Here is a 24,018-nt window from a genome sequence, read left to right as displayed (position 1 = left end):
GACAGGACGATCAGACGAGCGACCAGGCGATGCCGTCGAGGATGTCGTGCTCGCTGACGACGACCTCGGCGAAGCCGTACCTGCGCACGATGCGGTCCAGGATGAGCGCTCCCGCGGCGATGACGTCGACCCGGCCCGGATGCATCACCGCGATGGCGGCGCGCTCCTCGTGCGTCGACGCGAGCAGCCGCGCAGAGACCTCGTGCACCGTCCCGGCCGGTATCCGCGAGTGGTGGATCAGCGTGGAGTCGTATTCCGGCAGGCCGAGGGCGATGCCCGCGACCGTGGTGACGGAACCGGCCAGCCCGACCAGGCTGCGTGCCTCCCGGACCGGAACGGCCTCCTCGACCAGGTCCATCGCGGCCTCGATGTCGGCGATCGTCGCCTCCACCGCGCGCTCCTCCGGCGGGTCCCGGCGGATGTGGCGCTCGGTCAGCCGTACGCACCCGATGTCCACCGACAGCGCGCCGTCGACGGTGTCCGTCCCCACGACGAACTCCGTCGAGCCGCCGCCGATGTCCACGACGAGGTAGGGCGCCTCGGGGCCGAGCGCGGCCAGGCCGCGCGTCGCGCCGGTGAAGGACAGCCGGGCCTCCTCGGCGCCGGTCACCACCTCGGGATCGACGCCGAAGATCTCGCGGACCCCGGCCACGAACTCCTCGCGGTTGGAGGCGTCCCGCGTCGCGCTGGTCGCCACGACCCGGACCGGCATGACGTCGGTGGGACGCGCGCCGGGCCCGCCCCCGCCGTGCTCCACGATCAGCTTCGCGTAGCCGCGCATGGCCGTGAAGGTGCGCTCCAGCGCCTCGGGCGCGAGCCTGCCGGTGCGGTCCACCCCCTGGCCGAGCCGGACGATCTCCATGCGGCGCTCGACGTCGACCGGCTCGCCACGCTCGGGATCGTCCGGGAGGTCGGCGATGAGCAGCCGGACGGAGTTCGTCCCGCAGTCGATCGCGGCGACCCGGGTCATGCCCGCTCCTCCGCGCACGGCCCCACGCAGGGCCCGTCCGCCCACCAGTCGGGGAGGGCGTCCAGCGCCTCCCGCCCGAACGGGTTGGCCCCCGGCACGGCCAGCTCGTGGCCCACCAGGGCGTGCAGGCACTTGACCCGCTCCGGCATGCCTCCAGCACTCTGCATGTCCCGCGGCAGGGGCGCGAGGCCGTCCTCCTCCGCCGCCTTGTCCCGGCGCGTGACGTAGTCGTCGTGCGCCGCGCGGTAGGCCGCGGCGAGCTCGGGATCCTCGGCCAGCCTGGCCTTCATCTCCCGCATCAGGCCGGACGACTCCAGCGTGCCGATCGCGGAGGCCGCCCTGGGGCAGGTCAGGTAGAACAGCGTCGGGAACGGCGAGCCGTCGGGCAGCCGGGGCGACGTCTCCACCACGTCGGGCAGGCCGCAGGGACACCGGTGCGCCACCGCGCGCACCCCGCGCGGCGGGCGCCCGAGCTGCGCCTGTACGGCCGCCAGATCGGCCGGATCAACCACCCTCGAACTCCTTCACGAAGCGGCCTTCTGGCCGTCGCCCGCGTCCGCCGCCTGGACGGACTGCCAGAGTGTCACGTACCACGGGGCGGTTCCGGACTTCTTCGCCTCGGCCTTCACCGTGACCGTCTTGTCCTTGCCGTCGAGCAGGACGTAGCACTTGGCGTCGGGCTCGCAGTAGTGCAGCCGCTTCTTCGCGAGCTGCTTGATGTAATCGGGGTCCTCCAGCTTCCTGCGCTGGTCCTCGAGATTGCGCAGGTGCTGGAGGGCCTGTGCCTGCTCCTGTTCGAGCTCGGCGATCTGCCGCCGCTGGGCGATGTACTCACGGAAGGGGTAGGCCAGGCTCATCGCGATCGCGCACACGACGACCGCGAGGATCGCCGCGCGTCCCGTCAGCTGCGGCCGCTTCGCCAACTCCAACCACCTCCCGAACGCCCGAGCGGGGCATCGTCACAAACTAGCCCCGGAACCGGGGGAACGCGCCCCGGCCCGCGTAACGGGCGGCGTCGTCGAGCAGCTCCTCGATGCGCAGGAGCTGGTTGTACTTCGCGACGCGGTCGGAACGGGCCGGCGCCCCGGTCTTGATCTGACCGCAGTTGGTCGCGACGGCCAGGTCGGCGATCGTCGTGTCCTCCGTCTCGCCGGAGCGGTGGCTCATCATGCAGCGGTAACCGCTGCGGTGGGCGAGCTCGACCGCGTCGAGGGTCTCGGACAGGGTGCCGATCTGGTTGACCTTGACCAGCAGGGCGTTCGCCGCGCCGTCGCGGATGCCGCGCTCCAGCCGCTCCGGGTTGGTGACGAACAGGTCGTCGCCGACGAGCTGGACCCGGTTGCCGAGGGCGGCGGTGATGGCCTGCCAGCCCTCCCAGTCCTCCTCGTTCAGCGGGTCCTCGATGGAGACCAGCGGGTAGGAGCGGACCAGGTCCTCGTAGAAGGCGATCAGCTCGGCGGCGGACAGGCCCTTGCCGTCGATCGTGTAGACGCCGTCCTTGTGGAACTCGGAGGCGGCCACGTCGAGCGCGAGGGCGATGTCCTCGCCGGGGGTGTACCCCGCCTTCTCGATGGCCACGAGGATCAGGTCGAGCGCGTCGCGGTTGGACGGGAGGCTCGGCGCGAAACCGCCCTCGTCGCCCAGACCCGTGGCGTAGCCCTTCTCCTTCAGCACGCTCTTGAGCGAGTGGTAGGTCTCGGTGCCCATGCGCACGGCGTCGGAGAACGTCTCGGCGCCGATCGGCGCGATCATGAACTCCTGGATGTCGACGTTGGTGTCGGCGTGCGCGCCGCCGTTCAGGATGTTCATCATCGGCACGGGCAGGATGTGCGCGTTCGGGCCGCCGACGTAACGGAACAGCGGCAGGTCGGCACTGTCGGCCGCGGCCTTCGCCACGGCGAGCGAGACGCCGAGGATCGCGTTGGCGCCGAGCCTGGCCTTGTTGGGCGTGGCGTCCAAGTCGATCATCGTCTGGTCGATCAGCCGCTGCTCCTCGGCGTCGAAGCCGATGATCTCGTCGGCGATCTCGTCCGTCACGCCGAGGACGGCCTTCTCGACGCCCTTGCCGAGGTATCGCCTCTTGTCGCCGTCACGCAGCTCGACAGCCTCGAACTGGCCCGTGGAGGCGCCGCTCGGGACCGCGGCGCGGCCGGTGCTGTGGTCGTCGAGCAGGACTTCGACCTCGACCGTGGGGTTGCCACGGGAGTCCAGGATCTCTCGGGCGGTAACGGCCTCGATGGCAGCCACGGATCGCTCCTAGCAAAGTCGCGGGCAGTTTGCCTCACGAGCCTATCGGCCCCTACTACCCGGTACGGCTACCGCCCTGTTCGTCCCGTCATGCGCGGGTCTCCCACTCCTCCACCCGGGAGCGGTACGCGCGGGCCGCCGCCCGCAGCTCGGCCTCCGGGTCCAGGCCGCGCTCCGCCGCCAGCCGTACGAGCTCGAAGAGGCGCGCGCCGAGCTCGGAGGGAAGATCCCCGGCCAGCTCGGCGGGGGCACCGGCACGCTCCGCGCGGCGCAGCAGCTGGGCGGCCAGGGACAGCGCGGGCTGGCCCATGGGCACACCCGCCACAGCCGACTCCGGCGCCCCCTTGGCCGCACGCTCGGCGGCCTTTATGGTCTCCCAGTTGTCGCTGACCTCGTCGGCCCCCGACACGCTCGTACTGGCGAAGACGTGGGGGTGGCGGCGGACCAGCTTCTCGACGATGCCGGCCGCGACGTCGTCGATGTCGAACCCGTCGTCCTCCGGCGGCCGCTCCTGCGCGACGCGGGAGTGGAACATCACCTGGAGCAGCAGGTCGCCGAGCTCCTCACGGAGCGCCGCCCGGTCGCCCTCCTCGATCGTCTCCAGGACCTCGTAGGACTCCTCGACGAGGTAGGGCACCAACGACTCGTGGGTCTGCTCGCGATCCCAGGGGCACTCGCGCCGCAGCCGGTCCATGACCCCGACGAGATCGAGCAGCCTGGCCCCCGGCAGGTCGTAGGACCCGGGGAGCACCTCGATCACCGGAGGGTCGTCAAGAGTGATCGCCGCCTGCCCCAGCGCCCGCATGAACGCCTCCTCGCCGTCCTGCGCGGCCAGCCAGACGATCGTGTCCGTACGGCCTTCGCGGGCGAGGGCGGCGGGGTCGGGCGTCACCGTCTCGACCTCGATCCCCGCCTCGGCGAGGAAGGGCAGGTAGGGGTGGTCGGCCGAGGCGGTGCGGACGGGGTGCCGGCCGAGCGCCGCCCACGCCTGGCCGGTCAGCAGCCCCGGGGCGACCCGGGGCGACGTCGTCAGGATGATCAGCGCCATGCCGAGGAGAACACCGGCCTACTGGGCGGCGACGGCGACGGCGCCGAAGCGGTCGTCAGCGACGAAGCCCTGCTGCGGGTCGAACTTGCCGTACCTCGGGCTGAAGGTGACCGGGACGGTGGCGTCGGCCTCCTGGCCGACCTTGACCAGCGCGGCCTGCTGGCTCTGCTCGTCGTTGCCCGCGCCCTGCTGGACCATCAGCTTCTGCTGGACGAGAACCGCCCGGATGGTGTCCCGGCCCATGGAGCGCGGGATGCCGCCGGACAGCAGCATCTCGTCGACCTTCGCCTGGCCGCCGCGCGCGGCGACGAAGCCGTCGATCTCGCTCTCGGCGACGGTGACGCCCTTGCGCCGCGCGAGCTCGGCGTACTGCCGCGCGTTGGCCGTGTTGTACAGGATGAGCTGCGGAACCGACATGCTCAGGTTGAGCTGGTCCTCCGCCATCTTGCGGGAGGCCAGGTCGGCGCGGAACTCGCGGACCTTCGCGTCCAGATCACTGGAGGAGATGCGCTCCTTGCCCACGATGGCTGCGGCACCGGCCTGGACGGGCCCGCAGGCGCTCAACGCGAGACCGGCGACCGCCAGCCCGGCGGCCACGGCGACCCGCACTCGATACGACTTCACGAACGATCCCTCCGACGACGCAGGTCAGGCAATTGTGCCGATTTTCACAGATCCGCGGGTCACTGTACCCGCAGGGGCTCGAGGAACATGGCCTCGACCAGGTCACCGCACCATTTGAGCAGGTCCAGATCCCGCAGCGGCTGCCCGCCGATCGGCTTGGTCTTGGGCACCGAGACCAGCAGGGTCTCCGTCGCCTGCTTGACGATCGACTTCGGATAGAGGCGCTGGAGCCGTACCTGCTGGGAGTCCTTCAGGACCACCGGGGCGAACCTGATCTGCTGGCCCTGCAGGGTGACGTCGGTGAGCCCGGCCTTGCGCGCCCGGATCCGGAAGCGGGCCACCTCCAGCAGGTTGTCGACCTCCTGCGGCGGGCGGCCGTACCGGTCGGTGAGCTCGTCGCGCACGGCGGCGATGTCGTCCTCGGAGCCGATCGCGGCGATCCGCTTGTACGCCTCAAGGCGCAGCCGCTCGGACGTCACGTAGCCGTGCGGCACATGCGCGTTGATCGGCAGCTCCACCTTGACGTCCGGGCGCTCCTCCACCTCGGCCTGGCCGGAGAGCTTGGACTTCTGCTCCTGCACGGCCTCGGCCATCATCCGGACGTACAGGTCGAACCCGACGCCGGCGATGAAACCGGACTGCTCCGCGCCGAGGATGTTGCCCGCGCCCCGGATCTCCAGGTCCTTCATCGCGACGTACATGCCGGCGCCCATCTCGGTGTGCTGGGCGATCGTGGCCAGCCGCTCATGGGCGGTCTCGGTCAGCGGTGACTCCGGCGGATAGAGGAAGTAGGCGTAGCCGCGCTCGCGGCCCCGGCCCACCCGGCCGCGGAGCTGGTGGAGCTGCGACAGGCCGTAGTTGTCCGCCCGGTCCACGATCAGCGTGTTGGCGTTGGGCACGTCCAGACCGGACTCGACGATCGTGGTGCAGACGAGGACGTCGAAGTTGCGCTCCCAGAAGTCCACCATGATCTTTTCGAGCTGCTGCTCGTTCATCTGGCCGTGGGCCACCGCGACGCGCGCCTCGGGGACCAGCTCGTGCAGCCGCGCGGCCACCTTGTCGATGCTGCGCACCCGGTTGTGCACGAAGAACGTCTGGCCGTCGCGCATCAGCTCACGCCGGATCGCCGCCGCGATCTGCTTCTCGTCGTACGGCCCGACGAACGTCAGGATCGGGTGCCGTTCCTCCGGCGGGGTGAGGATCGTGGACATCTCGCGGATGCCGGTGAGCCCCATCTCCAGGGTCCGCGGGATCGGCGTGGCGGACATGGCGAGCACGTCCACCTGCGTCCGCATGTGCTTCATCGCCTCCTTGTGCTCGACGCCGAACCGCTGCTCCTCGTCCACGATGATCAGGCCCAGGTCCTTGAACCTGACCTCCGGGGAGAGCAGCCGGTGGGTGCCGATCACCACGTCGACGCCACCGACCTTGAGACCTTCGATGGTCTCCTTGACCTCGCCGTCGGTCTGGAAGCGGGAGACGGGCTTCACCGTGACGGGGAAGCTCGCGAAACGCTCGCCGAAGGTGGACAGGTGCTGCTGGACGAGCAGCGTCGTCGGGACCAGCACCGCGACCTGCTTGCCGTCCTGCACGGCCTTGAACGCCGCGCGCACCGCGATCTCGGTCTTGCCGTAGCCGACGTCGCCGCAGATCAGCCGGTCCATCGGGACCGGGCGCTCCATGTCGCGCTTGACCTCGTCGATCGCCTCAAGCTGGTCGCCGGTCTCGGCGTAGGGGAAGGCGTCCTCCATCTCGCGCTGCCACGGGCTGTCGGCGGCGAAGGCGTGGCCGGGCGAGGCCATCCGGGCGGAGTAGAGGCGGATCAGCTCGCCCGCGATCTCCTTAACGGCCTTCCTGGCCTTGGTCTTGGCCTTGGCCCAGTCGGCGCCGCCCATGCGGTTCAGGGTCGGGGACTCGCCGCCGACGTACCTGGTGACCTCGTCGAGCTGGTCGGTCGGGACGTAGAGCCGGTCGCCCTTGGCGTACTCGATCACGAGGTACTCGCGGGTGGCGCCCTGGATCGTCCGCTGGACCATCTCGACATAGCGGCCGACGCCGTGCTGCTCGTGCACCACGTGGTCGCCGACCTTGAGCTGGAGCGGGTCCACCATGTTGCGCCGGCGCGACGGGAGCCGCCGCATGTCCTTGGTCGAGGCCTTCTGGCCGACCAGGTCCAGGTGGGTCAGCACGGCCACCGCGTCCGTCACGAACCCGTGCTCGACCCGGCCGGTCGTGACCTGGACGACGTCGCGGACGGGCGGGGCGTCAAGGGAGGGCACCAGGCGTGCCGCCACGTCCACACCCTTGAGCAACTCGACCATGCGCTCGGCCGGGCCGTGCCCCTCGCTGAGGAGCACCACGGCCTTGCCGGCGCCCAGCCACCCCTTGATGTCGGCCAGCGCGCGCTGGGTGTCGCCGCGGTACGCCTCGACGTCCTGCGCGCCGACCTCCACGCCGTCCCCGAACGGAGCGATGCTCCACCACGGCTGTCCCAGCTCCCTGGCGTGCTCCTGGATCTCCTCGAGCGTGCGGAAGGCGGCCGCCGCGAGGTCGATCGGTGCCTCGCCGCCGGCCGCCGCGGTGATCCAGGACGCCTCGAGGAACTCCTGGCTGGTGTGGACCAGCTCGACGGCCCGGCCCCGGATGCGCTCGGGATCGCAGACGAACACCGCCGACCTGACCGGCATGTGGTCGACGAGGAGGTCCATGCCACCGGCCAGCACCGGGGCGAACGCCTCCATGCCCTCGACCGGCACTCCCTCGGCCAGCTGGTCGAGGACGTCCTTCAGCGCCGGATGCTCGTCCGCCAGCTCGCGGGCGCGCTGCCGTACGTCGGAGGTGAGGAGCAACTCGCGGCACGGCGGGGCGAACACGCCGTCCTGCGCCACCTCCAGGGAGCGCTGGTCGGCCACCCTGAACCAGCGGATCTCCTCGACCGTGTCGCCCCAGAACTCCAGCCGGAGCGGGTGCTCCTCGGTCGGGGGGAAGACGTCGAGCAGGCCGCCGCGCACGGCGACCTCGCCGCGCTTCTCCACCATGTCGACGCGGTGGTAGCCGTTCTCCACGAGCCTGGCCACGACCTCGTCGAGCTCGGCGTCCTCACCCGCGCGCAGCCGTACCGGCGACAGGTCGCCGAGCCCGGACACGATCGGCTGCAACAGGGAACGGACCGGCGCCACGACGACGCGCAACGGCCCGGCACTCGGGTCGCCCTGCACCGGGTGGGCCAAGCGGCGCAGTACGGCGAGGCGCTGGCCGACGGTGTCGCTGCGCGGCGACAACCGCTCGTGCGGGAGGGTCTCCCAGGCCGGGAAGACCGCCACCGACGTCTCGTCGAGCAGGCTCGTCAGGGCGGCGGCCAGGTCCTCGGCCTCCCGGCCCGTGGCCGTCACGGCGAGCACCGGCCGGGCACGCGAAAGCGCCGCGACGGCGAGTGGCCGCAGCGCGGCGGGCGCGATCAGATCGGCGCCGAGGTCGGACTGGTCGAGCGCCGCGGCCAGAGCCGGTTCCGCGGCGACCAGGTCGAGCAAGCCGGAAAGTGACATGAAAAGCCCCACGATGGCACGGGTCAAACCCCCGGTCGGTGCGAACCGGGGGGCATTGCTCAAGGCTACGCCCGCCCACCGACGTGCCCGGACAAACCGCTTGCCGCGACCCGGATGCACAACGCTGCGAGCATGTCTGATTACTATCGGTGACATGACCGATGTTCGTTCGCCGTCGGCGGGCCACGACGACGTTTTCAGCAAGAAGATCCGCGAGCAGTGGACCGAGCAGCTTGGCCGCAAGCTCGACATCCTCGTCGCCGGGTGCGGCCGGGCCAGCACGTCGATCTTCGGCGACGGGAACATGGACAGGCTCGGCTCCCGGGTCAGCGGGATCGACGAGGACCTGCCGGCGCTACGTGCGTACGCCACCAAGCGCGACGACCTGGACTCGTGCACCCTGGGCGACCTGCGCCACGTGCCGATCCCCCAGCGCTCCTACGATGTGATCTTCGTGGACTTCCTGCTCGACCGCATCCGCAACGCCGAGATCGTGCTGGACCGCATGGCGGCCGGGCTGCGTCCCGGTGGGCTGATGCTGATCCGGCTCAGGGACAGGAGCTCGGCCTACGGCTTCTGCGACCGGGTGCTGCCGTCGTGGCTGCGCCGGATGATGTGGAAGCAGTTCGTCCCCGCCGGGACCGTGGGCCCGCTGCCCGCCGTATACGAGCCGGTCAGCTCGCGCGAGGGCATCCACGCGTACTGCCTCATGCGGGGCCTGATGATCGCCGAGGACTACACCCGGACGAGTGGCCCCGCATGCCGCGGGCCGCGGGCGGGTCTGGTGGAGACGGTGTGCGGGATGGTGGGCAAGCTCTCCGGAGGACGCCTGCCCGCCGGTCACGACGAGATCATCCTGGTCATCCGCAAGCCGCAGAGCCACTTCGCCCGCCTGATCTGACCCGGCCCGCCGGAACCGGCTCATCTGATCGGGGTCACCCGAACCGGCGCCACCCGGCCTCGCCCGACCGGGCCGCTCCACCCGCGCGGTCCCGCGATCCGGCCTCTCCAGGCGGTGTCTATCTGAGGTGTCTATCTGCGGTGTCTATCTGAGGGTGAAGACCGGCTCCCAGGATCCGGGCTTCGTCGTGTTCTTCCGGTTGGCGCTGAGCTGCACCGTCTTCGCGCCGTCGACGCTCACCAGCACCAGTCCGTTGTTGAACTCGTTGCGGCACGTGCCCGCGCAGCCGAGCGCGACGAGGTGGTCGTCATCGGCCCAGGCGAGCAACTGGAGCACGCGCTGGCGGCCGACCACCTTTCCGGTGGCGCGTTCGGTCACCGCGGTCGGCAGCCCGTCTCTCCCGGCCAGCAGCCGGCCGTTCGGCGAGAGGCCCGCCTTCGACTCCTTCGCCAGGTAATCGGCGGGGGCGGCGTGCCGGTTTCCCTCCACGTCGTAGAAGACGTCAGGCTGTCCCTGGACGATGGACCGCTCGTAGAGCAGCGTGCCGTCATCGCTCCAGCGGAAGTCCCTGCGCGTGTTCATGTTGTCGACCACGCAGGGATCGATGGCCCGGAACTCCCCCGCCGTGGCGGTCGCCACGTCGACGACGTAGAACCCGGTACGGCTCGTCCTCATGCTCCAGCGCCGCGGCCCCGCCACGGCGCCGGCCGTGTCCGTCCCGCCCCCATCGCTCGGCGGACACTGCGCGGAGTCGTCAGAGCGCCTGTCCGGGTTCTCGGCGTAGGCGGTGGCGACCAGCCGCGTACCGTCAGGCGACCAGGCGACCGCGGCCACGGGCTGATCGACCGGGATCCAGGCCAGCACCCGCCTGGTCTCCATGTGGAAGATCCCGATGCGCCGCACCGGAAGCTCCTTCTCCAGCACCGCCGCGTACCGCAGGCCAGGCGCCACGTCGAGGTAGCCCCAGTCCGTCTTCTCGTACCTCAGGGTGACCTGGTCGAGCAGGTACCAGGTGCGGTCGAGCGTCTCCCCGTCGGCGGTGGCCCGCGGATGCCAGATCCAGTACGCCGACACGCCCACGCGGCCGGCCGCGATCATCTTCTTCGGCGGGGAGTCGCGCGTGTCCGTGAGCACGCCGCCCCGGCTCCGCTCGTCGAAGGTCACCTTGACCGGAGGATCGTCCGCCGGCCGGAGCGGGATCACCTGCCTCAGCGGCGCCCCAGAGGACGACACCGCCGGCCGTACGGGCGCGGGCCCGGCCGCCCGCAACCACGGGACCACCAACATGACCGCCAGGACCACGATCCCGGTCGCGAGGGCGGGGGCGAGGAACGCGGCGAAACGACGGCGCCCTCTCCGCCGCAGCGCGCGATCGGCCAGGTCACGCGGGACGCGCGCCTCCTGCGCCCACTCCTCCAGGGTCTCCTTGAGCACTCGGGGCGTCATGACCTCACCTCACTGGCGGTAAGACGGAAATCGGCGAGCTCCGGCGAGCTCCCGCGCAACCGGGCGAGCGACCGGTGCGCCGTGCTCCGCACGGTCCCGACCGAGCAGCCCAGGATCCGCGCCACCTCGCCCTCGGGCAGGTCTTCGAGATAGCGCAACACCAGAACAACCCGCTGGCGTGCTGTGAGACGGGCGAGCGCCTGGCGGAGGGCGAGCCTGAGCTCCGCCGGGTGGAAGTCGTCCGCCGCCGCCCGTTCCGGCGGCTCCGCGACGATCGTCTCCCTCCACCGCCGATGCAGCCGCCACCAGCTGACCTGCTGCCGGTACATGATCTGGCGGACGTACGCCTCGGGATCGTCGATGCGGCTCCACATCGCGAGCGCCTTGACCAGCGCGGTCTGCACCAGATCCTCGGCTGAGTGCTGATCTCCTCCTGTCAGGAGGAAGCCCAATCTCATCAGTGCCGGAGACGCCTCGGACACGAACTCGCGGAAACGTCGCTCGTCTGCGGCGTCCACGACCACCTCCAGGGGTTAATGTCACCTTCTTGGACGCCCCGGCGAGGGCTGCGCTATGCCTCGGTCGCGGGATAAGGTAGGTATCCGACTAATTCGATCGGAAATGGAAGCTATGTCTGAATGGACTCCTGACGCGCGCGAGCTCGCCGACCTGGAACTGCTCCTCTCAGGTGCGTTCGCGCCGCTCACCGGCTTCCTCAGCTCGGCCGACGTGGACGAGGTGGTCGCCCACGGACGGCTCGCCGACGGCACATCGTGGCCCGACCCGATCACCATCGCGCTTCCCGAGAGCATCCGGCCCGGCGAGCAGGTCACGCTCAAGGACCCCGAGGGCGCGTCCGTCGCCGTCATGACCGTGCGCGAGCGGGACGGCCACCACGCCGCCGGTCCGGTCGAGGCGCTCGACGCCCCCGCGTACGGGCCGTTCGCCCGGCTGCGCCGTACCCCCGAGGACGTGCGCAAGGAACTGCCTGACGGCGAGACCCTCGCGGTCACCATGCGGGGGCCCCTGGACTCCGCCACGCTCGACGACATCACGGCGACCGCCGAGGAACTGGAGGCCGGCATCCTGCTGCTCCCCCTCGTGTTCGGGGAGAGCGGCCCCGCCGTGGTGCGGGCCGCGCTCAAGGCGTCCGCCGCACTGCCCGGCTCGTCCGTCGTCGCCGTGCCGCTGGCGCCGCGCGAGGACCCCGAGATCGACCTGGAGCTGCGCGAGCACGTGGCGCGCAACTACGGCGCGACCGAGCACTACGCGGGCCCGGCGCCCGTCGTCATCCCCGGGCCGCCGCACCGCCGCGGGCTCGTGGTGTTCTTCACCGGCCTGTCCGGCTCCGGCAAGTCCACGATCGCCCGCGGGCTGCGGGACGCCCTGCTGGAGCGGGGCGGCCGCACCGTCACCTACCTGGACGGCGACGTCGTCCGCCGGCTCCTGTCCGCCGGGCTGACCTTCTCCCGCGAGGACCGCGACCACAACATCCGGCGGATCGGCTTCGTCGCCGCCGAGGTGGCGAGGCACGGCGGCCTCGCCATCTGCGCGCCCATCGCGCCGTACGCCGAGACCCGGGACGAGGTGCGCGCGATGGCCGAGGAGGTGGGCGCGGACTTCCTCCTCGTCCACATCTCCACGCCGCTGGAGGAGTGCGAGCGCCGCGACCGCAAGGGCCTGTACGCCAAGGCCCGCGCGGGGCTCATCCCGGAGTTCACCGGCGTCTCGGACCCGTACGAGGAGCCCGAGGACGCCGAGCTGACGCTGGACACCACCGGCATGACGGTGGACAGGGCGGTCTCCGCCGTGCTGAATCTGCTCACATCGGGAGGATGGATCCGGTGATCACGGACGGAACCGGCGCGGCGGGGAACCACGCGGACGAGGAGCGATGAACGACTGATGGACATCGATCCGGCCCTGGTGACGGGCTCGTTCCTCGTGGCGATCATCGTCGGGCTGACCGGCATGGGCGGAGGCGCCCTCATGACGCCGATGATGATGCTGTTCTTCAACGTGCCGCCGCTCGCCGCGGTCTCCAGCGATCTCGTGGCGTCGGCGATCATGAAGCCGGTGGGCGGCATGGTGCACCTGCGCAACGGGACGGTGAACCTGCGCATGGTGGGCTGGCTCTGCCTGGGCTCGGTCCCCATGGCGTTCGCCGGGGTGTTCGCCGCCCGGCTGTTCGGCGAGGGCGAGCAGATGCAGCAGGCCGTCAAGTACGCGCTCGGAGTGGCACTGCTGCTCGCGCTGACCGGCCTGCTGGCGAAGTCACTCCTCGGCCTGCGTCAGGGGGCGGGCGCGCTCTCCGCGCGGCACGTCGACGTGCGCCCAATGCCGACTGTACTGATCGGTATGGTCGGCGGCCTGGTCGTGGGCGTGACGTCGGTCGGGTCCGGCTCCCTCATCGTCGTCGCGCTGGTCATGGTCTATCCGACCCTGCGGGCCAACCAGCTCGTCGGCACCGACCTCGTCCAGGCGGTCCCGCTGGTCGCCTCGGCGGCCGTGGGCCACATCCTGTTCGGCGACTTCAAGCTCGATCTCACCGCGTCGCTGCTCCTGGGGTCGATCCCCGGCGTCTATCTGGGGTCGCGGATCTCGGCCTGGGCGCCCGACCAGGTGATCCGGCTCGCGCTGGCGGTCGTGCTCCTCGCCTCGGCGCTCAAGCTTCTCGGCGTGGGCAACGTGCCCCTGCTGGTGGTCGTCGTCTGCTTCGGCGTGGCCGCCGCGTTCGCGTGGCGGTTCGCCAAGGCGCGCGTCGTACTGGAGGAGCCGCTCAGCGCACGGGAACCTGCGTCCCGCTGAAGTAAGGACCGCCCGCCAGACTGGAGAACGCCCTGTCCGCCGCCATGGTGGAGTCGAACCGCGTGTCGCCGCGTGGCGCCGCCGGGGAGTCGAAGTACACCAGGGCCTTGATCTGCGGGAACTCGCTGATCTGCCGGCCGACCGAGGCGTAGAACTGCGGCTTGAACTGCGGCATGCCCGGGCGCTCGAAGGCACCCCACTCGGAGAGCATGATCGGCTTTCCCGGGAAGCGCGACTGCATCCACCGGTAGAAACCCGGCCACTGCGGATGGTCGGGCCTGGTCTTGTTGACCAGGCTCGCGAAGTCGTGCACCCGCGTGTCTGCGTACGGGTCCAGACCCACCCAGTCGACCACGTCGTCGCCGGGATAGAGCTTGTCGAACCACGGCTTGGTGGCCCAGTTGGGCGCGCCCATGTACGTCATGACGGTGACGGCGTTGGCCACTCCCCTGCTCCGCAGCCGGGTGACCACGTGGCGGAACATCGCGACGTAGTCCTCGGCGGAGTAGCCGCCGTCCAGCCGGACGTCGTTCTCCGGCTCGTGGTGGATCGTGAGGAAGAACCGGCCGGGAAAGGTCCGCTTGATGTACGCCGCGAGGATGTCGATCCGGTGGTCGACCACACCGCTCGCGACCTCCGCCCAGCTCGCGGTCATGGACGGCTTCCAGTTGATCAGTAGCAGCCGCCGCCCCTGGGCGATCTGCCGCTCCGCGGGCGTGGGGAACAGTTCCCCGCCCCGGTGATAGACGTGCACGATGTCGGCCCTGCGGCCCATCCGCCGCTCGGCGCGCACCGTGGCGGCGTCCACGCGCCGTCCTGTGAAGATGTCGGGGGCGATGCCCCACCACGCCCCGCAGGTCGGGATGAGCTTGGCGGTGACCGTGCAGGACATCGCGCCACGCGTGCCCATCCTGCTGTCGAGGTCGGTCCGTACGCCCTGCACCGGGGTGCTCGGCGCGGCCGAGCACCCCACCAGCAGTGCCGCCAGCCCGATCAGCGCTGTTCGCCGCACCTTTCCCCCTTCGCTTGAACGACCTTGGGGGCCACCTTGCCATTACTCGAGGGAAGATCGAGGGGAACTTTGTGATATCGCGCCATCGGATATTTCGTATTAATGATCGCTATTGCGCGGCGATTCGGAGGAAGAAAATCTTTCAATATCCGATGGGGAAAAGCACAACCGCGCCTATAGTTCGGGGGCATGGTGAGATCTTCTTTTCCACCGCCGTACAGCAGGGATCTCGCCGACTACGGGTCGGTTCTCCGCCGCCGTCGGCTGCTCGTCGCGTCATGCCTGTTCATGGGTGTCGCGGGCGGTGTCGCGCTGCTGGTGGTGACCCCCAAGGAATACGCGTCCGTGGCACAGGTACAGGTTCTGCCGACCGGCGTTCAGGATCAGGTCAACCAGGTGACCTCGCGCCAGCGCGAACCCCTCAATCTTGATACAGAAGCGCAAATCGCCCACTCTGCGACAGTTGCCTCCAAAGCCGCTGAAATTTTGAAAAAGCCCGATTCGGAGGAATTGCGGGAACAGGTCACCGTGGACGTTCCACCGAATTCCGCGATCCTCTCCATCTGGTTCACCGCGGGCGACCCGATCTCGGCCGCCGCCGGCGCGCAGGCGTTCGCCGACGCCTACCTGCGGAACCGCTCACTGTCGGCCACCCAGACCCTCGCCGCGCAGATGAAGGCACTGTCCACCAAGCTGCACGAACTGGACAGCGAGCTCGGCAAGGCCGCCGAGAACGTCGCGATATTGCCACACGGATCCGCGGCCCGCGTGGTCGCCGAGCACCAGCAGTCGGTGCTCGGCCGGCAGGTGTACAGCCTCACGCTCAAATACGACGCGCTCAAGACCATCGCGGTCACTCCCGGAGCGGTGATCAGCCAGTCACGCCCCCCGTCGGCCCCCAGCGCGCCGAGCGTCCCGCTGTACCTCGGCAGCGGCCTCTTCCTCGGCCTGCTCGCCGGCGCGGGGGCCGCGTTCGGCCGCGACCGGCTGGACACCCGGGTGCGCGCGGCCGCGGACGTTGAGCGCCTCACCACCCTCCCGCTGCTCGCCGACATCCCGCTCCGGGCCGATCCCGGGGCCTTCCGCGGGCTGGCCGCCGGAGTGGCCGCCTCGCTCGGCGAGGGCTACCACCGGCTCCTGCTCGTGGAGCTCGGCACGGTCACCGGCGGGCCGGTCGCCGAACGCCTCGGCGCCGCGCTCTCCCACCTGGCCCCGATCGCCGTGATCACCGACCCCGCCGACCGCCCCGACGCGGCCGTCCTCCTCCTCGGCCTGCGCCGGACCACCTCCACCGAGGTCGCCCAGGCCGTACGGCGACTCGCCAGGCAGGGCACGACGGTGCTCGGCGCGGTCACCGTGCCGCCCACGCTGCCCATGTCGACGCGCTCGATGAAGCAGACGGCATGAGACCCGCGGTGTGGCCCATCGCCGCCCTGCTCGCCGGCTATCCGATCTGGTGGGCGCTCGGCCTGGGCGGGTTGTCGATCGTCGTGGTCGCGGTGCCGATGGCGGTGGTGCTGTGGCGCAGGCGGCCGATCCGGGTGCCCACGGGCATGGGCCTGTGGATGCTGCTGCTCGCCGGATACGCGATCAGCGCGCTCACCCTGGCCGAGAACCCTCCCGGCACCTACGGCGACCTGTCCACCGGCCGGATCCTCGGCTATCTGATGCGCTTCGCCGTCTACACCGCGCTCGCCGTCATGGTGCTCTACCTCGGCAACCTCACCCACGAGGAGCTTCCCCAGCTGACCTTGATCCGGCTGCTCGGCGTGCTGTTCGTCACCACCGTGGCGGGCGGGCTGCTCGGCGTGTTCGCCCCCGGATTCCAGTTCACCGCTCCCGTCGAGATGCTGCTCCCGGAGTGGATCGGCGGCAACTCCTTCGTCAGCAACCTCATCCACCCGACCGCGGCGCAGATGCAGCACGTTCTCGGGCACGCGTCCCCCCGGCCCGAGGCGCCGTTCGAGTGGGCCAACGCCTGGGGCAGCAACATCTCCGTGCTGCTCGTCTGGTTCCTGGTCGGCTGGTGGGTGTACGGCGGGCCGCTGCGGCGGGTGGCCGTCGCCGTGCTGCTCCCGCTCGCGGCGATCCCCATCGTCTACTCGCTCAACCGCGGCCTGTGGATCGGGCTCGGCCTGTCCGCCGCGTACCTCGCCTTCCGGGGCCGCCCCCTCGTCGTCGGCACGGCCGTCGCCCTGGCCGGTACGGCGCTGGTGCTGTCGCCGCTCGCCACGATCGTGGGGCAACGGCTGGACAACCCGCACAGCAACGACATCCGGGCGTTCACCGTGTCGTCCACCGTCCGAGCCGCCGCCTCGTCGCCGGTGATCGGCTACGGCAGCACGCGCAACGCCTACGGCAACTACTCCACGATCACGACCGGCAAGACCGAGTGGTGCCCGACCTGCGGCCATCCCCCGCTCGGCAGCGACGGCCAGCTCTGGCTGACGCTCATCACGCAGGGCTTCGCCGGCGCGGCACTGTACGTCGGCTTCTTCCTCGGGGCCCTGCGGCGCTTCTGGCACGACCGGTCGCCGATCGGGCAGGCCGGGACGCTCGTCATGATCCTCGTGCTCTTCTACATGTTCGTCTACGACGGCCTGGTCAGCGCGCTGAGCCTCTATCTGATCTCCTTCGCCCTGCTCTGGCGCAACTCCGCCCAGCCGCTCGGGCGACATCCGGCACGACATCCAGCACGACATCCAGCACGGCCTTCGAGGACGGGGAACGCGAGGTGGGCGCATGGGTGACGCCAGGGCCCGGCTGCGCTACCTCCACGAGGTGCTCGACCTGCTCTATCCCCCGTCCACGACCACGAGCGCCAGGACCGTGCTCCCGCACCGGCTCGTCCCCCGGCGGCTCGTTCCGCGTACCCGCTGGCACTCCGTGCTCGGGCGCGGCGGGCGGCTTCTGGTGCCCGACGGCCCCGACACCATCGAGACGTACCTCGGCGAGGTGTTCGGCCAGCGCGTCCGCACGGTGCTGCGCGTACGGCCCGCGCGCCGGGCCAACCGCAAGCCGATCCTGTCGGCGCGCGGATCCGACGGCGTGCTCGGCTTCGTCAAGGTCGGGGACTCGGACCGGGCCCGCGACCTGATCCGGCACGAGAGCGCCACCCTGCGCATGCTCGCCGATCGGCCGCTCAAGGTGATCTCCGTGCCCGCCGTGCTGCACCACGGCCTCTGGCACGACATGGACGTGCTGGTCCTGTCGCCGCTGCCGATCACGTCGGCGGCGATTCCACCGGGCCTGCTCAACGCGGCCGTGACCGAGATCGCCTCTCTCGGATCGTGCGCCTGGCACGGGGACTTCGCCCCCTGGAACATCTCGGCGGGCGCGGACGGACGGCTCCTCGTCTGGGACTGGGAACGGTTCGGCACCGACGTTCCCCTCGGTTTCGACGCGCTCCACCATTTCCTGCATCGGGTCCTGAAACGCATGGGCCCGGTGGGCGCCACGCAGGCCTGCCTGGCCCGGGCCGTCCCCCTCTTGGCACCGTTCGGGCTCTCGGCCGCGGAGGCCAGGCGGACGGCCGCGCACTATCTGATCACGCTCGCCGACCGGCACGACCGAGACGGCCACCAACCGCTCGGCCCAGCCTCGACCTGGCTCAACCCACTCGTCGACCATCTGGAGCCCCTGCTGTGAAGTCCACCCTCAAGCGCTCGGCGCACGCCGTCTCCTTGACCACGGGCAGACTCACCGTGGGGGGCAGGATCCTGCCGTCGTTCCTTCTCGTCGGCGCGCAGCGGTGCGGCACCACCTCGCTCTACCGCGCGCTCTCCCGGCACCCGCTGATCATGAAGCCGGTGCTGCACAAGGGAGTGCACTACTTCGACATGGCGTACGAGAAGGGGCTGGCCTGGTACCAGGCGCACTTCCCGCGCAAGGCCGCCGCGCGACGGCAGGAACGGCGGCACGGCCACCAGGCCCAGGCGTTCGAGTCGTCGCCCTACTACCTGTTCCACCCGCTCGCCCCGGCCCGAATCGCCTGGGACCTGCCGGATGCCAAGCTGATCGTGCTGGTGCGGGACCCCGTGGAGCGCGCCTACTCGGCCCACGCGCACGAGCTGGCCCGCGGCTTCGAGACCGAGCGCTCCTTCGAACGCGCCCTTGACCTGGAGGAGGAACGCCTCGCCGGCGAGGCGCACCGCCTCCGCGTCTTCCCCCACGCGGCCAGCCACGCCCACCGGCACCACGCCTACGTCACGCGCGGCCGGTACGCCGAGCAGCTCGCCCGCCTGGAACTGCTCGTCGGGCGTGAGCACGTGCTCGTCCTGGACAGCGGCGCGTTCTTCCGCGACCCCCAGCCGGTCTACGACAGGGTCATCGGGTTCCTCGGCCTGCCCCGACTCGGGAATCCCCTCTTCGAGCGGCACAACGCCCAGCCACGCACCGCGGACATGCCCGCCTCGGTACGGCGCCGCCTGACCGAGCACTTCGCCCCCTGGGACGCCCTGCTCACCCCGTGGCTGGGCGCCGAACCTTCCTGGCATTCGGGCCGGGACGCACGCCGGTGACCAGGCGGCGGGACCTCCCGCTGGCCCGCAAGAGCGCGGCCGGGCTGCTGTGCGCCGCGACGGGCGCGGCGGCCCAGTTCCTGGTCGTCCTGGTGGTGACCCGGTCACTCGCCCCCGCCCAGGCCGGGGCGTTCTTCGCGGCGACGGCGCTGTGCCTCATGCTCGCCGGGGTCTCCCGGCTCGACACCGGGAACGGCCTGGTCTACTTCCTCGCGGGGGTGTCCCGAGATCCGGGGTCGGCGGGCAGTCCGGTGCTGCTGGTCGCGCTGGGCCCGGTGGTGGTGCTCTCGTCCCTGGTCGCCGTGGCCGTCGCCGCCTTCGGTGACCTGCTCGCCCCGCTCGTCGGCGTCCCCGCGGGTGTCTGGCCGGTGCTCGCGGCGGCGCTGCCCGCGGTGGCCGTCGCCGACGTCCTGATCGCGGCCACGCGCGGGCTCGGCTCGATGCGGCCCACCCTGTTCCTGAGCGGTGTCGCGCAACCGCTCGGCCAGGTCGCGCTGGTCTCCACCGGATTGCTCGCCGGAGCGGCCGTCCCCGTCCTGACCGCCGCGTGGGCGCTCCCCGCGCTTCCGGTCGGCGCCGTGGCGGCCCGCTGGCTTCGGGGCCGTACGCCGACCGTGCGCTGGCAACGGTTCTGGCGGTACACCGCGCCCCGGTCGGCGGCGGCCGCGATCCAGGCGGTCTTCCAGCGGCTCGACATCGTGATCGTGGCCGCGCTCGCCGGTCCCGCGCCCGCCGCGATGTACACGGCCGCCACCCGCTTCAAGGTGGTCGGCCAGCTCGCCGGGCAGGGGCTCGCGCAGGCCGTACAACCCGGGCTGGTCCGTGCGCTCGCACAGGGCGACCTCGGCAGGGCGCGGGAGCTCTACCAGACGGCGACGATGTGGCTGGTCATGGTCACCTGGCCGGTCTGGCTCGGGTACGCGGTGCTCGCTCCCTGGCTGCTGCAGATCTTCGGCACGTCGTACGCCCGGGGGGCGTCCGTGGCGCTCGTCCTGTCCGCGACGATGATGGTCGCCAGCGCCTGCGGCATGGTCGACGTCATGCTGATCGCCTCCGGGCACACGACGGCGAGCCTCGTCAACGCCGTCTGCGCGGTGACGGCGACCATCGCCCTGGACGTCCTGCTCGTGCCCGTCCACGGCGCTCTCGGAGCCGCTCTGGGCTGGTCGGGCGGCGTCCTGGTGAAGAACCTGCTGCCGCTCGTCCAGCTCTCCCGCCGGTACGGCCTGCGGCCGTTCGGCCGGCACAGCATGGCGGCGTTCGGGCTCAGGGCGACCGCGTGAGCGGCGGCCGCACGAGCGGGTACGGCGGGCCGCTGCTGGTGACGGGGCTGCCGCGCAGCGGGACCAGCTGGGCGGGGAAGATGCTCGCGGCGAGCGGACGCCTCGTCTACGTCAACGAGCCGCTCAACCCCGAGCACCCGCCGGGACGCAGCCCCGGCGTTCTCGACGCCTCCGTGACGCACCGCTTCCAGTACATCTGCCCCGACGACGAGTCGCCCTGGCTGGAGGCGTTCACCCGTACCGTCGGGCTGCGCTACGGCCATCTCGCCGAGCTCCGCCGCAACCGCCGCCCGCGCGACCTCGCCCGCATGGCGAAGTACGGCACGGCGTTCCGCCTCGGCCGGCTCCTCGGGCGGCGTGCCCTCCTGGACGACCCGTTCGCGCTGTTCTCCGCCGCCTGGTTCGCCCGGCGCCTCGGCTGCCGCGTGCTCGTCCTCGTCAGGGATCCGGTGTCGTTCGTCGGCAGCTGGCAGCGGCTCGGCTGGACGGTCTACTTCCACGAGCTGCTCGAACAGCCGCTCCTCGTCCGCGACCACCCCTGCGTGGAGGAGCTGCGCCCGCTGGTCGGCTCCCAGGACCGCATCGCCAAGGCAGCGGCGCTCTGGCGGGTGGCCCGGCGGGTGACGGCCGACCTGGCCGCCGCCGACCCCGGAATCCGGATCATCGGTTACGAGTCGCTCGCCACCGCGCCGCTGGACCGCTTCCGCGACCTCTACGCCTGGTGCGGCCTGCCCTGGTCGGAGCGTGCGGCGGGCCGGATCGCCGCCGGCTGCACCGCGGCGACCGGCACGCCCGCGACGGGTTTCTCCTGGACCGGCCTGTCGAGGACGGCCTTCCGGCCCATGGACTCGCGAGCGGCCCTCGGGACCTATCGGGAGCGGCTCACCCCCGGCGAGGTGTCCCGGATACGCGATCTGACGTCCGCTCTCCAGTGAGCCCACGGCCGACCAGGCAGCCGGCGAGCAGCCGGAGGGCGAAGGGCAGATCGTCCACAAGATAGCGCCTCCCCAGCCGGGCCGGTTCGGACAACAGCCGGAACAGCCACTCCAGGCCCGCCTCGCCCATCCACCCCGGCGCCCGCCGTACGGCACCGGCGGCGAAGGCGATGGCCGAGCCGCAGCCGACGAACCACGCCGCGGGCAGGTCGGCGCGCAGCACCTCGATCAGGCGGTCCTGCTTGGGAAAGCCCAGGCCCACGAAGACCAGGCCGGGCTTCGCGCGGAGCAGGGCGTCCCTGATCGGGGTCACCCCGCCGGGGGTGGACTCGAACCCGAAGGGCGGAGTGTGCGTCCCCGCCACGGCGAGGCGCGGGCAGCGTGCGCGCAGCGCCGACGCGGCGGCGTCGGCCACCCCCGGCGGGCCGCCCAGCAGGTACACGGGGACGCCGTGGCGCGCCGCCGCCTCCGACAGCGCCCAGATCAGGTCGGCGCCGGTCACCCTTCCGGGGAGGGGCGTGCCGAGCAGCCGCGCCGCCCACACGAGCGGCATGCCGTCCGCCACGACGACGTCGGCCCGCCGGACGAGGGCGCGCAGCTCCGCGTCGCGCACGGCCAACCGGCAGATGTCGACGTTCGGGGTGACCAGGTGGCCGCCCCGGCCACGGCGCAGGTCGTCGAACACCCGCGTCACGACCTCGCCCTCAGTGAGCGGGTCAAGCTCCACTCCGGCGACCGCCACCCGGGCCGCCGGCATCAGATGCCCCGGCCGCGCGTGTGCAGCAGCCCGAGCACCGCGCGCGCCGGCACCAGGCCGGTCGCGACCGCCAGTGCCATGGCCGCCCGCGGCTCGCCCCGGCGGGTGGAAAATGCCTTCCACGCCCACCGGCCGGCGTCCCTGCGATGGCCGAGCGCGGCGTGGTGGAACGCCATCTGGCCGTAGATCCGGGCGGCGCCTCGGGGATCCGTCTCCAGGTCGGCGTGCCGGGCCAGCATCCACTCCAGCCCGGCGATCCGTTCCGCCCATTTCGTGGCGTATCCGGACGCACCCCAGCGCACCCGGACGAGCGGCTGATCCACGTGCACGATGGGATGCCGCCGCGCCGCGCGCAACGCGAGGTCCCAGTCCTCGTTCTGCCCGCCCGGGGCGCTCTCGTCGGCCCGATAGGCCGCGGCCGCGCGGAAGAGGAAGGTCGAGGAGTGCACCATCACCATCCGCGACCTGGTGAGGTCGGCCCGGGTCACCCGGTCGGCACCGGCCAGCCGGGGCACCCGGCGGGAGCCGTACTCGACCTGGATCGCGCAACTCGCGAAGTCGGCCCCCGGCTCCTCGACCAGCGCCGCCACCTGCGCCGCGAGCTTGCCGGGCAGCCACAGATCGTCGTCGTCGCAGAACGCCACCAGGTCGGTGTCCAGCTCGGCGATGCCCGTGTTGCGGGAGCCCGGCAAGCCGGGCGTGCACCGGTTGGCGATCACCCGGACGCTCCCCCGGGTCGCCGCCACCACGTCGGCGACCTGCTCGGCGGATCGGGTGACGTCGCCGCCGTCGACCACCACGACGACCCGGAGCCGCCGACCGTACTCCTGATCGAGCACGCCCGACACCGCCGCCGCGAGCAGCTCGGGCCGGTCTCCCCTGGTGGGGATCACGACGCCCACGGACGGCTTCATCCCAGGGCCTCCGGCCGCGGCGCGAGGCGATAGCCGTACCGGAGGAGCAACGGCCAGGTCAGCGCGGTGACCAGCAGGCGGTGAACGAACGGCAACGCGGCCCGGCGCGCACTGAACCGCACCCGCCCGACGACGAACCGCATCGGATTGCCGGACACCGTGTGCGCCACGCCGAGCAGCGCCTCCTGATCGTCGAGAAACAGCAGCGCGTCACGCGCGCGCGCCACCCGCAGCTCGGCGGCCAGCTCACGCAGCGTCTCGGCCGGCCGCCCCAGCAGGTCCTCATAACGGACCCGGATGACGGGCACGCCCCGCCTGCGGAGCAGCTCGAAGGCGAGGTTCTGGACCAGCCAGTGGACGGCCGTCCGTCCCGGCGCCCATCGGGCCATCGGCCGACCGTCCTCCGGCCGCCGCACGTCGCTGCGCCAGGACGCGGCGACCGCTCGCGGATCGCGTACGACATGGACGACCCGCAGGCGCGCCCGCGTCGCCTCGGCCGCCGCCAGGCAGTACGCCAGGGAGGCGTGCTTGCTGGAGTCGATCACCCAGTCGCCGTCGGCGACCTCGGCGGCGGCGGCGTAGACGGAGGCGTAGGCCGACACGTATTCATCGAGTTCGGCCGCGCGCCGCCCCCTGCCGAAGGCGAGGAACGGGACGTGACGGGTGCGGTCCACCCGGGCCCGCAGCCGGAGCAGGCGATCGGCCTCGCTCGCCTTCCAGCGACCGAAGGCCAGGTCGCCCACCTTGCCCCAGAAAGGGCAGCGGGAGAACGTCTCTCCGCACCCGCACGGCTCGTCGGCGTGGACGCCGCGCGCCCAGAGATGGACGACCTCTCCGAGCGGCACGGCTCCGGGGAACTCGCCCAGCAGCCGCTCCAGCAATGTGGTGCCGCTGCGGCCGAGCCCACCCACGAAGATCATCGGCTGAGCGTCAGTCACGAACCCTCCACGCTGTGGATGCGGAACGTGACGACCCTAGCGCGGAAGGTAATCAGCCGTTCATGGAACG

At 71.5% G+C, this 24,018-nt stretch carries 22 protein-coding genes and 1 pseudogene; 10 read left to right on the top strand and 13 right to left on the bottom strand.

The annotated features are described in order from the left end of the window. Positions 1 to 10: 10 nt before the first annotated feature. The 7 genes from IMZ11_RS01150 to mfd all read right to left on the bottom strand — a co-directional run bounded on the left by IMZ11_RS01150 (position 11) and on the right by mfd (position 8,434). Entirely contained in the window at positions 11 to 970 is a 960-nt protein-coding gene (locus IMZ11_RS01150; RefSeq protein ID WP_228636838.1) for a Ppx/GppA phosphatase family protein, read from the bottom strand. Continuing rightward, positions 967 to 1,482 (bottom strand): DUF501 domain-containing protein, encoded by a 516-nt coding sequence (locus IMZ11_RS01145; protein WP_061258231.1) that lies wholly within the window; start codon positions 1,480 to 1,482, stop codon positions 967 to 969. Before IMZ11_RS01145 ends, IMZ11_RS01150 begins: the two co-directional genes overlap by 4 nt. A gap of 12 nt (positions 1,483 to 1,494) precedes the next feature. Then, complete coding sequence (locus tag IMZ11_RS01140; RefSeq protein ID WP_228636837.1) at positions 1,495 to 1,893, bottom strand: septum formation initiator family protein; 399 nt, start codon at positions 1,891 to 1,893, stop codon at positions 1,495 to 1,497. Positions 1,894 to 1,936: 43 nt separating this feature from the next. Continuing rightward, positions 1,937 to 3,217, bottom strand: coding sequence for a phosphopyruvate hydratase (eno, locus tag IMZ11_RS01135; protein ID WP_061258229.1), 1,281 nt, complete (start codon positions 3,215 to 3,217; stop codon positions 1,937 to 1,939). 88 nt (positions 3,218 to 3,305) lie between these two features. After that, a complete protein-coding gene (locus IMZ11_RS01130) occupies positions 3,306 to 4,265 on the bottom strand; it encodes a MazG family protein (RefSeq protein WP_228636836.1) in 960 nt (319 codons plus the stop codon). An 18-nt stretch (positions 4,266 to 4,283) separates the two neighbouring features. Beyond that, positions 4,284 to 4,889 carry a hypothetical protein gene (locus tag IMZ11_RS01125; RefSeq protein WP_228636835.1) on the bottom strand — a complete coding sequence of 202 codons (606 nt, stop codon included), beginning with the start codon at positions 4,887 to 4,889 and terminating at the stop codon, positions 4,284 to 4,286. Positions 4,890 to 4,948: 59 nt separating this feature from the next. Continuing rightward, entirely contained in the window at positions 4,949 to 8,434 is a 3,486-nt protein-coding gene (mfd, locus tag IMZ11_RS01120) for a transcription-repair coupling factor (protein WP_228636834.1), read from the bottom strand. 154 nt (positions 8,435 to 8,588) lie between these two features. On the opposite strand from mfd, the gene IMZ11_RS01115 reads away from it, so the two are divergent. Continuing rightward, positions 8,589 to 9,335: a bifunctional 2-polyprenyl-6-hydroxyphenol methylase/3-demethylubiquinol 3-O-methyltransferase UbiG gene (locus IMZ11_RS01115; RefSeq protein ID WP_228636833.1), complete on the top strand. Its 747-nt coding sequence runs from the start codon at positions 8,589 to 8,591 to the stop codon at positions 9,333 to 9,335. A gap of 144 nt (positions 9,336 to 9,479) precedes the next feature. Here IMZ11_RS01115 and IMZ11_RS01110 read toward each other — a convergent pair whose 3' ends face one another. Both IMZ11_RS01110 and IMZ11_RS01105 read right to left on the bottom strand, forming a co-directional pair. After that, positions 9,480 to 10,781: a hypothetical protein gene (locus IMZ11_RS01110; RefSeq protein ID WP_228636832.1), complete on the bottom strand. Its 1,302-nt coding sequence runs from the start codon at positions 10,779 to 10,781 to the stop codon at positions 9,480 to 9,482. Next, positions 10,778 to 11,299: a SigE family RNA polymerase sigma factor gene (locus IMZ11_RS01105; protein WP_228636831.1), complete on the bottom strand. Its 522-nt coding sequence runs from the start codon at positions 11,297 to 11,299 to the stop codon at positions 10,778 to 10,780. The genes IMZ11_RS01110 and IMZ11_RS01105 overlap by 4 nt, the downstream gene beginning before the upstream one ends. A gap of 103 nt (positions 11,300 to 11,402) precedes the next feature. Between IMZ11_RS01105 and cysC the strand changes: the two genes are divergently transcribed. Next, the gene (gene cysC / locus IMZ11_RS01100) at positions 11,403 to 12,629 is read left to right on the top strand and encodes an adenylyl-sulfate kinase (RefSeq protein ID WP_228636830.1); all 1,227 of its coding nucleotides are present in this window, start codon (positions 11,403 to 11,405) and stop codon (positions 12,627 to 12,629) included. A 57-nt stretch (positions 12,630 to 12,686) separates the two neighbouring features. After that, complete coding sequence (locus IMZ11_RS01095) at positions 12,687 to 13,589, top strand: sulfite exporter TauE/SafE family protein (RefSeq protein ID WP_228636829.1); 903 nt, start codon at positions 12,687 to 12,689, stop codon at positions 13,587 to 13,589. On the opposite strand, the gene IMZ11_RS01090 is transcribed toward IMZ11_RS01095, so the two are convergent. Continuing rightward, entirely contained in the window at positions 13,561 to 14,601 is a 1,041-nt protein-coding gene (locus tag IMZ11_RS01090; protein ID WP_228636828.1) for a glycosyl hydrolase, read from the bottom strand. The two genes, IMZ11_RS01095 and IMZ11_RS01090, sit on opposite strands and share 29 nt — an antisense overlap. A 189-nt stretch (positions 14,602 to 14,790) precedes the next feature. Here IMZ11_RS01090 and IMZ11_RS46595 point away from each other — a divergent pair. The 7 genes and pseudogenes from IMZ11_RS46595 to IMZ11_RS01055 all read left to right on the top strand — a co-directional run. Beyond that, positions 14,791 to 15,039 (top strand): annotated as a pseudogene (locus tag IMZ11_RS46595) (Wzz/FepE/Etk N-terminal domain-containing protein); the annotation flags it as partial. Positions 15,040 to 15,129: 90 nt separating this feature from the next. Further along, the gene (locus IMZ11_RS01080) at positions 15,130 to 16,008 is read left to right on the top strand and encodes a hypothetical protein (protein WP_228636826.1); all 879 of its coding nucleotides are present in this window, start codon (positions 15,130 to 15,132) and stop codon (positions 16,006 to 16,008) included. Beyond that, on the top strand, positions 16,005 to 17,351 hold the full coding sequence (locus IMZ11_RS01075) for a hypothetical protein (protein WP_228636825.1): 1,347 nt from the start codon (positions 16,005 to 16,007) through the stop codon (positions 17,349 to 17,351). Before IMZ11_RS01080 ends, IMZ11_RS01075 begins: the two co-directional genes overlap by 4 nt. Further along, entirely contained in the window at positions 17,344 to 18,249 is a 906-nt protein-coding gene (locus tag IMZ11_RS01070; protein WP_228636824.1) for a hypothetical protein, read from the top strand. The genes IMZ11_RS01075 and IMZ11_RS01070 overlap by 8 nt, the downstream gene beginning before the upstream one ends. After that, positions 18,246 to 19,121, top strand: coding sequence for a sulfotransferase domain-containing protein (locus IMZ11_RS01065; RefSeq protein ID WP_228636823.1), 876 nt, complete (start codon positions 18,246 to 18,248; stop codon positions 19,119 to 19,121). The genes IMZ11_RS01070 and IMZ11_RS01065 overlap by 4 nt, the downstream gene beginning before the upstream one ends. After that, a complete protein-coding gene (locus tag IMZ11_RS01060) occupies positions 19,118 to 20,404 on the top strand; it encodes a lipopolysaccharide biosynthesis protein (protein WP_228636822.1) in 1,287 nt (428 codons plus the stop codon). Before IMZ11_RS01065 ends, IMZ11_RS01060 begins: the two co-directional genes overlap by 4 nt. After that, positions 20,401 to 21,339, top strand: a complete 939-nt coding sequence (locus IMZ11_RS01055; protein ID WP_228636821.1) for a sulfotransferase — start codon at positions 20,401 to 20,403, stop codon at positions 21,337 to 21,339. The genes IMZ11_RS01060 and IMZ11_RS01055 overlap by 4 nt, the downstream gene beginning before the upstream one ends. Here the strand turns inward: IMZ11_RS01055 and IMZ11_RS01050 are convergent. From IMZ11_RS01050 to IMZ11_RS01040, 3 genes are read right to left on the bottom strand one after another with little or no spacing between them, the layout of a single operon-like run. Then, entirely contained in the window at positions 21,287 to 22,096 is an 810-nt protein-coding gene (locus IMZ11_RS01050) for a WecB/TagA/CpsF family glycosyltransferase (RefSeq protein ID WP_228636820.1), read from the bottom strand. The genes IMZ11_RS01055 and IMZ11_RS01050 overlap by 53 nt on opposite strands. Continuing rightward, the gene (locus IMZ11_RS01045; protein WP_228636819.1) at positions 22,096 to 23,010 is read right to left on the bottom strand and encodes a glycosyltransferase family 2 protein; all 915 of its coding nucleotides are present in this window, start codon (positions 23,008 to 23,010) and stop codon (positions 22,096 to 22,098) included. Before IMZ11_RS01045 ends, IMZ11_RS01050 begins: the two co-directional genes overlap by 1 nt. Continuing rightward, positions 23,007 to 23,948 (bottom strand): sulfotransferase, encoded by a 942-nt coding sequence (locus tag IMZ11_RS01040; RefSeq protein WP_308066716.1) that lies wholly within the window; start codon positions 23,946 to 23,948, stop codon positions 23,007 to 23,009. Before IMZ11_RS01040 ends, IMZ11_RS01045 begins: the two co-directional genes overlap by 4 nt. Positions 23,949 to 24,018: the final 70 nt, after the last annotated feature.

Source organism: Microtetraspora sp. AC03309, from assembly GCF_020826795.1.
GTDB classification, from domain to species: domain Bacteria; phylum Actinomycetota; class Actinomycetes; order Streptosporangiales; family Streptosporangiaceae; genus Microtetraspora; species Microtetraspora glauca.
The sequence above is the reverse complement of the archived record's forward strand: the minus strand, read 5'-3'. Positions and strand labels throughout refer to the sequence as shown.